Origin of the sequence: Streptococcus suis YS56, from assembly GCF_000440115.1 — a bacterium.
GTDB lineage: Bacteria > Bacillota > Bacilli > Lactobacillales > Streptococcaceae > Streptococcus > Streptococcus suis_L.
Genome location: NZ_ALMY01000071.1, coordinates 26,634 through 38,574 on the forward strand (window position 1 = coordinate 26,634; position 11,941 = coordinate 38,574).

At 43.3% G+C, this 11,941-nt stretch carries 12 protein-coding genes and 1 pseudogene; 2 read left to right on the top strand and 11 right to left on the bottom strand.

Annotated features, from left to right (window positions below; all coding sequences use genetic code 11):
* Positions 1-41: 41 nt before the first annotated feature.
* From SST62_RS0109045 to SST62_RS0109090, 10 genes are all read right to left on the bottom strand, one after another.
* Entirely contained in the window at positions 42-866 is an 825-nt protein-coding gene (locus tag SST62_RS0109045) for a hypothetical protein (protein ID WP_029942725.1), read from the bottom strand.
* Position 867: 1 nt separating this feature from the next.
* On the bottom strand, positions 868-1,662 hold the full coding sequence (locus SST62_RS0109050) for a hypothetical protein (RefSeq protein WP_029187088.1): 795 nt from the start codon (positions 1,660-1,662) through the stop codon (positions 868-870).
* Position 1,663: 1 nt separating this feature from the next.
* Positions 1,664-1,981 (bottom strand): PadR family transcriptional regulator, encoded by a 318-nt coding sequence (locus SST62_RS0109055; protein WP_024384973.1) that lies wholly within the window; start codon positions 1,979-1,981, stop codon positions 1,664-1,666.
* Positions 1,978-2,142 carry a hypothetical protein gene (locus tag SST62_RS0109060; protein WP_029187089.1) on the bottom strand — a complete coding sequence of 55 codons (165 nt, stop codon included), beginning with the start codon at positions 2,140-2,142 and terminating at the stop codon, positions 1,978-1,980. Before SST62_RS0109060 ends, SST62_RS0109055 begins: the two co-directional genes overlap by 4 nt.
* Positions 2,143-2,878: 736 nt before the next feature.
* Positions 2,879-3,220, bottom strand: a complete 342-nt coding sequence (locus tag SST62_RS0109065) for a P-II family nitrogen regulator (protein ID WP_024391727.1) — start codon at positions 3,218-3,220, stop codon at positions 2,879-2,881.
* A 14-nt stretch (positions 3,221-3,234) separates the two neighbouring features.
* A complete protein-coding gene (locus SST62_RS0109070) occupies positions 3,235-4,470 on the bottom strand; it encodes an ammonium transporter (protein WP_029187090.1) in 1,236 nt (411 codons plus the stop codon).
* A 234-nt stretch (positions 4,471-4,704) separates the two neighbouring features.
* Entirely contained in the window at positions 4,705-6,708 is a 2,004-nt protein-coding gene (locus SST62_RS0109075) for an ABC transporter permease (RefSeq protein ID WP_029187091.1), read from the bottom strand.
* A gap of 1 nt (position 6,709) precedes the next feature.
* On the bottom strand, positions 6,710-7,468 hold the full coding sequence (locus tag SST62_RS0109080) for an ABC transporter ATP-binding protein (protein ID WP_029187092.1): 759 nt from the start codon (positions 7,466-7,468) through the stop codon (positions 6,710-6,712).
* 96 nt (positions 7,469-7,564) lie between these two features.
* Entirely contained in the window at positions 7,565-8,557 is a 993-nt protein-coding gene (locus SST62_RS0109085) for a sensor histidine kinase (protein WP_029187093.1), read from the bottom strand.
* Positions 8,550-9,233, bottom strand: a complete 684-nt coding sequence (locus SST62_RS0109090; protein ID WP_029187094.1) for a response regulator transcription factor — start codon at positions 9,231-9,233, stop codon at positions 8,550-8,552. Before SST62_RS0109090 ends, SST62_RS0109085 begins: the two co-directional genes overlap by 8 nt.
* A gap of 137 nt (positions 9,234-9,370) precedes the next feature.
* On the opposite strand from SST62_RS0109090, the gene SST62_RS0109095 reads away from it, so the two are divergent.
* Positions 9,371-10,552, top strand: coding sequence for a DUF2974 domain-containing protein (locus tag SST62_RS0109095; protein WP_029187095.1), 1,182 nt, complete (start codon positions 9,371-9,373; stop codon positions 10,550-10,552).
* A gap of 14 nt (positions 10,553-10,566) precedes the next feature.
* Here the strand turns inward: SST62_RS0109095 and SST62_RS0109100 are convergent, their stop codons facing one another.
* Entirely contained in the window at positions 10,567-11,691 is a 1,125-nt protein-coding gene (locus SST62_RS0109100) for an aminotransferase (protein ID WP_029187096.1), read from the bottom strand.
* Between the two features lie 77 nt (positions 11,692-11,768).
* Between SST62_RS0109100 and SST62_RS1000000113070 the strand changes: the two are divergent.
* Positions 11,769-11,885 (top strand): annotated as a pseudogene (locus SST62_RS1000000113070) (transposase); the annotation flags it as partial.
* Positions 11,886-11,941 lie beyond the last annotated feature (56 nt).

Below are 11,941 nucleotides of genomic sequence, written 5' to 3' on the forward strand. Positions count from 1 at the left end.
CAAAAAATCAGACCACTCTAAAGAGTTGTCTAATCGTATTTCTACCCCACATTCTCCTTTTTCAATAGGAAAAATGTGCCTGCAAGCGTTGAGAAAAAGGCAAGAACCATAAAGAGCAGAGGTAGCCAACCTGTCCAGTCCTGCGGTCCATAGCCAACCTGGCTAGCCAGCAGCTGACTAAAGCCGCTGAGCACCGTTAGGACATAGGCTGGGATTAAGGTATCTACAATCGCTGACTTACTGCGATAGTAGAAGAGACCAGCTGCGATTCCTAGAATCACCAAAAGACTGGCCCACAAGGGCAGGGGAATCCCCTCATAAAACTGCCGACTAATCCAAAAACGCAAGACAACTAACACCACAAAGCTAAGCCCCCAAGTCCCCATCAGCAGATAGGACTTGATTTTTGACCGTTCATAGACTAGGTTCTTTAGGATGAAAAATGCAGAGCTGGGTAGAATGAGTGCCAGAAGCAAATCGCACAGCAAGCCCCGCCATTCTAGGACCATTTCACCAGTCACTCCAAACAAACCTAAGAAAAACCAACTAATATAGACAAGGGAAATCAATCCTGTTAACCGCAAACCATAGTACCAGCGAATAGGCGGCAGGTCAGACAAGAGTTCATCCGCCATCTGCTTGCTATCTTTACCCAAAAAATCCTCTGCTGACTGACCGTCTGCTTGGGCATCCAATACATCTTGGTAGATAGAAAGCAAGAGTTCGGTCGCCCTTTCCTCCTGCTCATGAAAGGCTGATGCCAACATCAAGTAAGCATGGAGCTTACGCATATAGGCCTTGTTTTCCTTGGTCAATTTTCCCTGTAAGCTACTGATAGCATTCAAATGTTCCTGTTGCTTGTTCATCTTACTTCTCCTTCCCCACCAACAAAACCGCAGTTCCGATCCAAAAGGCCATAGCTGGAAGAATGACCAACATCAGATTGAGCCAAACTGGAACAGTCATGACCATATTTACCACACCGCCAACAATCATAAAGAGATAGGTCGGTAAAAAGACATAGCGGACCAACTTTTCCTTTTGGAAAAATAGCAGAGCGAGACCGAGCAAGGTGAGTGGTACTAGTAACCCCCAGCCAGTCAAGACTAAGTCAGGTTCCTTGGGCATTGCCCAGAGACGAAGTCCACAAATCACGAGAAAAAGAATGGGGATGCAGAGAAAACTTGCCCAAACCTTGATTTTGCTGGTCTGGTAAATCAGACCGCGAATGAGGAGGAAAATCCCTGCGGGGAGGAGGAGGCTAAGTACCGCGTCGCATATAAGGTCCAGCCAATTGAGGGAGAGGGTTCCTGTCCCTGCAAAATCCATCAACCATTGGCTTCCTAGATAGATGACTAGCATGAGGCCGCTCAGGTTTGCGACTTCCACGAAACCAATCGGAGGGAGGTAGCTGAGTAGGTCATCCGCCATCTGCTTGCTGTCTTTGCCTAGAAAATCCTCCGCCGAAAGCCCGTCTTTTTGGGCTTCAAGAACATCTTGGTAAATGGATAAGAGCTGGGCAGTCACTGCTTCTTCCTGCCTGTGAAAGACAGAGGCAATCATCATGTAGCCATTGATACGGCCCATATACTCCTTGTTTTCCTTGGTCAACTGGCTTTCAATCACTTCAATCTGCTTGCGGTATTCCATTTGTTTGCTCATCTTATTCTCCTTTCAATCGCTGAACCTTTTGGACCAATTCCGTCCACTGACTCCAAAAATCTTCTAGATAAGCCTTTCCCTGGTCTGTCAGATAAAAATACTTTCTATCTGGCCCGTCTGGCGAGGGCTTATTCTGACTAAAAATCAGGCTATTTTTCTCTAACTTCTGAAGGAGGGGATAGACCGTTCCTCCGACCATGTTTTCAAAGCCCTGATTTCTCAACTCCTGAACCAGCTCATAACCATAAATCTCCTTCTGGCTGATGATTTGCAATACACAGCCATCCAGGACCCCCTTGAGCATCTGGGTTTCTTTCATAAGCCCTCCTCTTCCTCTGCAAAAAATCCAAACAGCAAGCCTGATGCTAACATGATGCCTAAGATCAAAATAGAATCCAAGGTCCAACCTGTTATAATGGCCGTCACAAGCTTGACAGCTGCTAGTTTCCAATTTTCTCGACTTTTCTTATCCAGTTTCATACTGCCTCCCTACCTAGTTTGTAATACCGACTAGTCTAATAAAAATAAAAGTGATTTTCTTTGTCTTCTATCACTAGTTTGTTTTACCTATTAGCTTTGTATCTATAGTATAACACAAGGTGGCTAGTATGTAAAACAATATAGTAAAAAATATTCAAAAAAAAACATCACTTCTACAAGTTTGCGTTAACATCTCAGCACAGTGATAGATTGCTCCAACAATCTGGGAGATTGTTGGAGGTGGGAAATTAATACTCAATGAAAATCAAAATCAGACTAGCTCCAAAGGTTTGGGGAACCTTTGGAGGTTGGAGATAGGCGAACATAGTTCGTTTCTACTTATACAGATAGAACCCTGTTACTATTTTATTTCAAGGTAACAGGCTGAAAGGCTCCACTGGAGCCTTTCACTCATCAAATCAAGGCAACAACGTCTGCTTTTGATTTTCGAAGAGTATAAACAAACGCTGTTTGTGTACAAACAGTCTGGGGAGAGACTGTTGAAGGGGGAAGATAAAAAGTTGCGGTAGAAACCTATCTTAGAACCTGTGAAAAAAGAACTTGGGTTGCCCCAAGTTCTTCATATCTATTTCTAAGAACCAATATTCACCAATGACAAACTTTTAGATAAGAAAGCAATCTACACTGGTCTTTGAGAGAACACTAACTGTATTTTGAAAAGAACTAGTGTTGAAAAGCTTACTTAAATGAAAGTGCTGAGCAGTGAATCCAAGTTCTAAATTGCATCACGACCACGTTCCCCTGTACGGATGCGAACAACATCATCGATTGGCTGAATAAATATTTTACCATCACCGACTTCCCCTGTTCGGACTACAGTAGTGATGACATCAACAACTTCTTCGACTGCGGCATCTTCAACTACAATCTCTGCTTTTACCTTAGCAAGCATGGTTGGAGTCACCTTTTGGCCACGAACGAATTCCGCAAAGCCTTTTTGATTACCAAAACCCAGAACTTGTGAAATCGTCATTCCCTTAGCAACTCCTGCACTAGTTATGGCAACCTTAAGATCTTCTAATTTTTCTGTACGAATAATTGCTTCTATTTTTTTCATCAAAAACACCTCTCTTATGAATCTAAGCCCATAAATGTTGGATAAGCTGTCTCACCATGTTCTGTATCATCCAAACCAATTGCTTCTTCTCTATCTGAAACGCGGAGTGGCATGAAGAATGAGATTCCCTTGATGAGAACAAATGTCATGCCTGCAGACCAAACAATTGTAAAGACAATCGCTGCGATGGTTACCAAGAACAGGCGTGGATTCCCATAAATCAAGCCAATATTTTCAGGGTCGAGAGCCAATTCAGGAGTAGTAAACAGTCCTGTTACGATACCGCCAAAAATACCACCGACACCATGACAGCCAAAAGCATCTAAGGCATCATCGTAACCAAGTTTATGTTTCACAATCGCAATTGCATAGAAACAAACTGGACTAACCAATAATCCGATAATCACTGCACTCCACGTTGATACAAAACCAGCCCCGGGCGTAATAGCAACCAATCCAGCTACTAATCCTGTTGAAGCACCGACAAGTGATGGTTTTCCATTCTTTATATATTCTAACAAAATCCATGAGAACATGGCCGCTGCAGCTGACAAATGTGTCGTTACCAAGGCATGAACAGCCAAACCATCGGCTGCTAAGGCAGAACCTGCGTTAAAACCAAACCAACCGAACCAAAGTAAGCCTGCCCCCAATAGGACAAATGGTACATTATGTGGACGGTATTCAAGACGATTAAAGTCTCTGCGCTTGCCAACTACCAAAGCCAAAACCAAGCCACTTACCCCTGATGTAATATGGACAACATCACCACCAGCAAAGTCAATTGTACCCCACTGAGCAAGTAACCCTTCATCCCAAACCATATGGGCAAATGGATAGTAAACTAAAAGAAGCCAACCAATTATGAAGATTAAGAGAGGTTTAAATCGCATCCGTCCCGCAACAGAACCGGTTAAAATACCAACAGTAATGATAGAAAACATCATCTGAAAAACTGCGAAAAGTGAATCCGGAATCGTCAAGCCCCTTGTACTCTCTGAGTCACTGATGCCTTGGAAAAACGCATGTCCAAGATCACCAATAAGATTTCCATCACCTGAAAATGATAGAGAGTAACCAACAGCGAACCACATCACCGTTGCAAGGGCTAGCGAGACAACAGACATCATCATCGTTGAGATGACATTTTTCCGTCTCTCGAGACCACCATAGAAGAAAGCAAGGGCTGGCGTCATTAAAAATACCAAACCTGTACAAATCACTATAAAGGCAATACTTGATCCTTCAATTTTCATAAGCACATCTCCTTTTCTATCCTATAATTGTTAGCACTTATCTTACTGTCTTCATTTTTTATCAAGGGCAAGAACGATGATACTAAGCAACTATAGAATGAACTTTTTTGTTATGCTACATACAATATCACTATCCTCTTAATCTGTAAATATTAAATTGACTGAAAATTCTAAAAATGTTCCACGTTATGTTAGAAATATCAAAAAACTTGGGAAAACCCCAAGTTTTTAGGAAACAATTTGTTTATAAGTTCGTGTTGTTATTGCAAAAACCATCAAGTAGAGCAAGAAATAGACCACACAAATTCCTATCGTTACGTGTAACATTAATTCCATATTTACAACACCGATTGAGACAAGGATGGCGGATAACATCTTATAGGCAAAACCAAGATGAACTATAGCCAGGAAGATTGGAAGGAAAAATACCATCAACAACTGCTTACGGATGGACTGTCTTGCTTGATTCTCATCCAGACCAACCTTTGTCATAATGACGAAGCGATCTCTGTCTTCATAACCTTCTGAAATCTGTTTGAAGTAAATCACCAGCACCACCGCCATCAAAAAGATGAGCGAAAGCAAGAGGCCGATGAAGAAAAGTGAACCTGCAAAACTGAAGAAACTACGCATCGCATAGGCACGGTAGGCCAGACTAATCGAGTTGGTACCATCTGGAAGAATATTAGAGCTCCACAGTTCGCTTTCAAAGTTTCCAAATACGAAAGCATCATAGCGATCTACCTGTTCTTCTTCTGGCAGACTGCTTTCAAAGCCCATATAATAACGAGTCTCAGCTTGATTTTCAAAAATGGCCAAGTCTTGAACAACAATGACCAGATACTGACTGAGAAGGAAGGAACCATGGTCTGGTAGATGTCCCAAGGTCACATTCTTGGGCAATACTTGAGCAATCTCCATCTCCTTTTCATCAAATCTGAGAGGTTGACCGGCTTGATACTGGACTCCCTTACTATAAATGGCCACTTGGTCAGATGCCAACTGGAGTTTTTCTCCCGTCATCTTTTCATAGGTGGCTTGATCAAGGACAAAACCAATACCCACTCGGTCAGAGAAAGCCATACCAGCAGCTTCTTCACCCGTCAAAAATTTTATTTGCTGATTTGTCACCTCAGAAAAATAGGCTTGTTGGTAAGGATAGACTACCATACTTTCCACAGGAATCCCCGCCTCTTCCAAGATAGTATTCGCCCACTCCTCCACTTGTGTTTTTGAAGTGGTAGGTTCCATGACAACATCAATCGAATAATCATTTGGATTCTGGTTGGCAATATAATCTGTACCACCGATGTATATATTAAGTCCTCCAACCATAGTTACCAAGAACATACTGGAGAGGATGGTAATGGTCGCAAGGCCCAGAGCATTTTTCCGCATGCGAAAAATCAAGTTGGAAACTGAAATAAAATTCTCAGGCTTGTAGTAATAGGTCTGACGGTGTTTTAGCCAGTTTAAGAGACTGATAACACCTGATTGGAAAAGCAAATAAGTCCCAAGGATAACCAGTAAAGTTGCTCCAAAGAAACTGGGAATAGCTTTCAGCGGACTGGTCACTAGTTGGGCAATAGCATAGCCCGCACCCAATAAGATAAGGGCTAAGAGGGTTTGTAGCCAGAGGAAGCCTGTTGGCTTGTCCCCACGCTTCTTGCCCTGAACTAGTTTGAGTGAGTCGGCCAAGCCCAGTTTCCCAATATTCAAGAGACTGACCAAGGCGAAAATCCCAAAGAGATAGATCAGTACAGTGACCAGACTTTTCAACTGGAAGGTTGACGCCAAGACCACAGGCATCTGCATGGCCTTGAGCAAGAGCGCATAGAAAAGTTTATCCAGAGCTAATCCCAACAAGGTTCCTGTCAAAATAGTGCTAGCTGCGAAAACTAGATTTTCTAGGAAGGTCATCAAGAGAAGGTGTTTTTTCTCCAAGCCTAGAATGCTATAAACACCAAACTCTTTTGACCGTTGCTTCATGACAAAGCTATTGGCATAGAGAATCATAATAGCGACCGCCAACATGACCACAATCATACCGAAGCCCAAAACCATGGTTACCCCATTGGCTCCCTTGACCTGACCTAAATCAGGATGAAAGGCAAGAGAAGCAAATATATAGGCTATAGCGGTTGAAACAGTGGTCATTAAGGCATAGGGAAAATAGAGCCTGCGGTTCTTTTTGAGATTGGTCAGAGCCAATCGAACGGTTAGTCCAAACATATTACTCACCTCGATTCGCCATGACTGTCAAGGTATCTGAAATCAGCTGATACATTTCCTGACTAGTTCGTTCACCACGGTAGATTTGATTGTAGAGAATGCCATCCTTGATAAAAAGGACCCGTTTGGCACGACTAGCTGCAGCTGTCGAGTGAGTCACCATCAGAATGGTCTGCCCCTGCTGGTTAATCTGCTCAAAAACATCCAATAAGGTTGCAGATGATTTGGAGTCGAGGGCTCCAGTCGGCTCATCCGCTAAGAGGATTTCTGGCTGGGTGATGATGGCACGCGCCACCGCAACCCGTTGCTGCTGACCGCCTGAAATCTCGTAGGGCATCTTGTCTTGTAAGGTCGCAATTCCTAGACTATTCAGTGTATGAACCAGTCGCTTGTTCATCTCATCAATCGGATAGCGAGACAAAACCAGAGGCAAGAGCACATTGTCCTTGACCGAGAGGGTATCCAAGAGGTTGAAATCCTGAAAGACAAAGCCCAACTTCTCTCGACGAAAGGCTGCAGCTTCCCTGCTCTTGATAGCTTGGGTATCCAAACCATTGAGCAGAACCTTGCCCTGCGTTGGCTTATCAAGAGTTGCCAAAATATTTAGCAAGGTGGATTTTCCAGAACCAGATTCCCCCATGATCGCCACATACTCACCCTCTTCAACGGCAAAGTGAATATCCTTCAAGGCCTCGACCTGGCCCGCCTTAAAGCGAGAACTATAAATTTTTTGAACGTGTTGCACATCTAAGAGCGTCATCTTACTGCCTCCTTTTCTTTTTCTACCCCCATTCTAGCTCATCCTCCGACAGTCTGCCATAGCCCTAGCTTTCATTTGCGTGACAGTTTTGTAAGATTAGTCAAAAATCAGCTCCACTTCTTTGATACCTATTCGCACTTCTGTTCCCTGACCCACTTTGGAGCTTAGTTTGAGGGAATAGCCCAGCTCCGCAGCGATTTTACGAGAGAGATAGAGTCCCAGACCCGAAGACTGCTGGGTTCTGCGGCCATTGAAACCTGAAAAACCACGCTCAAAAACCCGCTCCAAGTCACTCTCTGCAATCCCTATTCCTGTATCACGAATGACCAACTCATCTCCATCCAGAGCAATCGAAATACTTCCCCCCTGACAATATTTGAGGGCGTTGGATAAAATCTGCTCAATCAAGAGACCCAGCCAGCGTTTGTCGGTCTTTACTGTCCTATCCAGCGGTCCCAAGTCCAAGCTGGTACTGGCCTGAATAAAAAAGAGGGAATATTTCTTGACCAAACTTCTGACCAGTTCTGCCAAATTGACAGATTCGATAACCAAATCATCATGGAAGGATTGTAAACGAAGGTAGTTCAAGACCAAACCTGTATATTGCTCAATCTTGAAGAGTTCTGTTTCTAACTGATGACGGACTGAACTACTGCCTACTTCCTTGGCCAAAAGCTGACTGGCTGCAATAGGCGTTTTCATCTGGTGGGCCCAGAGGGTGTAGTAGTCGTCTAATTCTGTCTGTTCCTGACGTTGTTTTTCCAGCAGGAGCTTGTTTTGGACTTCTAGTCGCTCCACTCTCTCCTGCAACAAACGTTCACTGGCTGTCCCAGTTGCTACTTTCTGACCACGCCAGATTTTCCCAAAGCGGGAAAATTCCCTGACAAAATCCCAGAGGAGGGCGAGGAGCCAACAAATGCTCAGGAGGATGAGAGCATAGCGAGCCAGGTCCCTCTCAATGTCAAAGATGCTACTGATAGCCAAAATGGTCGCAGCAAAAAGGCAGTAGCTGGCCAGAAAGATCCAACGATGACGGAGCCAAGTGGATAAAAATTCTGATACTAGCGGGCTAAATTCATCCTTATTCATGTGTCCACACCAGGCCGTAGCCCACTCCTTTCTTGGTGGCAATCAAATCTGGCAGGCCCAGTTCTGCCAGCTTTTTACGCAGACGAGCGATATTAACCGACAGGGTGTTGTCATCCACAAAAATATCACTGTTCCAGAGTTCTCTCATCAGCTCCTCACGGCTGACCACTTCCTTACCATGTTCAAATAAAACACGTAAAATCTGAAATTCATTTCGTGTCAACTCTGCTACAGCCTGTCCATAAGACACCTGCATCGTTTTCAAATCCAAGGATACCTCCTCAAACAAGAGTAAACTTTGTTCACCAACAAAGTCATAGGTTCTTCTGAGAAGCCCCTGTATTTTGGCCAGGAGAACCGTCATTTCAAAGGGCTTGGTCACATAGTCATCCGCCCCCATATTGATCGCCATGACAATATCCATAGACTGGTCATGGGAAGACAGAAACATAATGGGCACACGAGATGTCTTGCGGATTTCCTGACACCAGTAATAGCCATTGAAAAAAGGTAGCCCAATATCCAGTAAAATCAAATGGGGCTGAAAATCTCTTATCTGGTCCAAAACCGTCTGAAAATCCTTGACCTCTTGGACCTGATAACCCCAGTTTATCAGGTTTTTGGCAACTAGTTGGCTAATGGTCTTATCATCCTCAACAAGAAGTATTTTCTGCATCGCTCTCTCCTTTTTCATATATACTATATATTATAGCCTAAAATTCAGGAAAAAAGGGGGATTTTTCTAAATCTCCAATCAAGATTTGTCATTCCTCACATATTTCGCTATACTAGAAGAAAAAGGAAAGGATTACCATGCCAAATTTATTAAATTACATAGAAGACAGTCAATACGACAGTTTTTACGACCTGCCCCTGAACAAACTGGACATTTTGGCCCTGACTGAGCTTTCCTACCTGCCTTTCGACAAGCTTGTCCCCACCTCCTTTACCGAAAATGGCATCCGACTGGATCATCTGGCAGTGCATTTTGAAGCAACTTATCAGAATGACTTCCCTCCCTTTTCTATGGTGACCAAAAATCGCCTAGCCTTATTTGCACTTCTTGCCAAATCCATACGCTTCAAGTCTATCAAGGCATTTGGCTTCGTTGACGATTATCAGTTGGACCAGGAGCAACAATTCGCCGCCATTAGCTACCGCTTGGACAGACAGACTGTCCTGACTTGTTTTAGGGGAACAGATGACACCATCATCGGTTGGAAGGAAGACTTCCACATGACCTATATGGATGAAATCCCTGCCCAACGTTCTGCAAGTGATTATTTGGAGAGAATAATGTCTAATCAAAAGGAGAACTTCTATATCGCAGGGCATTCCAAAGGTGGTAATTTAGCCCTTTATTCCGCATGTAAGCAGTCTCCAAACATACAAGAACGAATCCTGGCTGTCTATCCCTTTGACGCACCAGGGCTCCATAAAAAACATTTGGAATCTCCTAGTTACCGGGCCATTCAAAATCGGATTTTCCCCCTCATTCCACAAAATTCCATCGTGGGAATGATGTTGGAAACACCTGAAAATGCCCAAATTGTTCAGAGCAACACCATCGGTCTTCTCCAACACATCACATTTTCTTGGGAAATTGAAGGAACTGATTTCAAGTCAGCCCCTGCCCTAACCAGCGACAGCCTTCAAACCGACCAGACTTTAAAAGCTTGGACTGCTAGTCTAACGGATCAAGAATTGAAAGATTTCTTTGACCTCTTTTTCGGGATTTTTATCCAAGCAGGAATTGAACGATTCAGTGACATAACCGTCAATCCCCTACAGAAATTACAGGAAATGGACCGATTAAGGAAAGAATTATCTCCTCAAGAGGCGGACATGATGGACAAACTCATTCGGCAACTCTTTGACACCCGCTACCAAATTTGGAGGGACAATATTAGCACTTCCATTCCAAGCCCTGAAATCTCTCTACCAGATTGGCGGAAATTGTTCCAAAGACCTACACCTGAAAACAAGGAAAACTAGCTCAACCACCTGAGCTAGTTTTCTTTATCAAATCTTCTTAAAAATTGGGATAGTTTTTCTAATCCTTTAATTAGAGTTTCTTGTTCACAGGCAAAACCTAGACGGACATAGCCGTCACGTTCAAACCGATTGCCAGGCACTAAAAGAACACCGTGTTCCTGCAGAAGCTGCAAGCAAAAATCTTCCATGGGCATATCCACTGCAATCTTGACAAAGCTAGTGGAAACAACCGCTGGACGAATATAGGAAACGAGGGGTTCATTCTCAATCCATTGGTCCAAAATTGCTAGATTTTCTTCTAAAATGCGCCGATTTCGTTCTAGAATTTCTTGATAATGTGCCAAAGCTAATTGAGCCACCATATCGTCAAAGACACCTGCACAAATCATGGTGTAATCTCGATAATCTCTCAATATGTCCGTCACTTCAAGATTGGCAGCCACCCAGCCCACACGAATACCAGGCAGGGAGTAGGTCTTGGATAAGCTATTGACAGCAATCCCCTTGTCATAGACTTCTATAATAGATGGCACATCCAGCTCAGAAAAGGAACGATAGACTTCATCCGATAGAATGTAAGCCCCAACTTCACCAGCAATTTCTGCCAAATCTTCCAAATAGGCCCTATCCATGACAGCACCAGTTGGATTATTGGCATTGTTGATGCAAATCATCTTAGTGTTAGGACGAATGAGCTGACGCAGTTTTTCCAAGTCTGGCAACCAGCCATTTTCCTCCTCAATCTGCCACAAATCCACTTCTGCTCCCAAGGACTTTGGAATATCATAGAGCTGTTGGTAGGTCGGATAAAGGGAAATGATATGGTCTCCTGGTTCAATCAAACTATAAAGAACTAACAAGTTGGCCCCTGTTGCCCCGTTGGTCTGGAGAATTTGTTCTGGTTTGACACCTGTATAGAGTTGACTAACCGATTTTTTAAATGCTGGCGAACCTTCTATCCAGCCATAGTTGAGCTTGGTGCCCTGCAATTTCTTATAAAAATCCTCAGGATTGGTGCCTGACAAGGCAAACAATTCTTCCAAGGTCAGTGATGAAATGGACACCCCTGCTATATCATAAACCGCGCTGTTTTCATGGACATTCAGCCATTCCTCAACGCCAAAACGTGGTAATTTCATTTTATTCCTACTTCATTTTTTATTGTTTCTATTGTACCATATTCTCACAAAATCGTATAAATATACAAAGTACCTTCAACATCAAAAAAGAGAGGATCAATAAACTCATCAAGGACATCAAGAGACAGGGTTTCGGGTTTAGGAACTTTAAGAACTTTAAAACTAAGATTTATAGCCATTTAGTTTTAAAATAGTATTCTAAAGAATACTCAACCGATTGAAATCTCCTCAATAACTCAGCCACTTTTCT

What these genes read in the sequence shown, in the direction of transcription:
- SST62_RS0109095 (WP_029187095.1), top strand. Translation starts at nt 9,371, where the DNA reads ATGCCAAATTTATTAAATTACATAGAAGACAGTCAATACGACAGTTTT.
- SST62_RS0109045 (WP_029942725.1), bottom strand. Translation starts at nt 866, where the DNA reads ATGAACAAGCAACAGGAACATTTGAATGCTATCAGTAGCTTACAGGGA.
- SST62_RS0109075 (WP_029187091.1), bottom strand. Translation starts at nt 6,708, where the DNA reads ATGTTTGGACTAACCGTTCGATTGGCTCTGACCAATCTCAAAAAGAAC.
- SST62_RS0109065 (WP_024391727.1), bottom strand. Translation starts at nt 3,220, where the DNA reads ATGAAAAAAATAGAAGCAATTATTCGTACAGAAAAATTAGAAGATCTT.
- SST62_RS0109100 (WP_029187096.1), bottom strand. Translation starts at nt 11,691, where the DNA reads ATGAAATTACCACGTTTTGGCGTTGAGGAATGGCTGAATGTCCATGAA.
- SST62_RS0109090 (WP_029187094.1), bottom strand. Translation starts at nt 9,233, where the DNA reads ATGCAGAAAATACTTCTTGTTGAGGATGATAAGACCATTAGCCAACTA.
- SST62_RS0109085 (WP_029187093.1), bottom strand. Translation starts at nt 8,557, where the DNA reads ATGAATAAGGATGAATTTAGCCCGCTAGTATCAGAATTTTTATCCACT.
- SST62_RS0109060 (WP_029187089.1), bottom strand. Translation starts at nt 2,142, where the DNA reads ATGAAACTGGATAAGAAAAGTCGAGAAAATTGGAAACTAGCAGCTGTC.
- SST62_RS0109080 (WP_029187092.1), bottom strand. Translation starts at nt 7,468, where the DNA reads ATGACGCTCTTAGATGTGCAACACGTTCAAAAAATTTATAGTTCTCGC.
- SST62_RS0109050 (WP_029187088.1), bottom strand. Translation starts at nt 1,662, where the DNA reads ATGAGCAAACAAATGGAATACCGCAAGCAGATTGAAGTGATTGAAAGC.
- SST62_RS0109055 (WP_024384973.1), bottom strand. Translation starts at nt 1,981, where the DNA reads ATGAAAGAAACCCAGATGCTCAAGGGGGTCCTGGATGGCTGTGTATTG.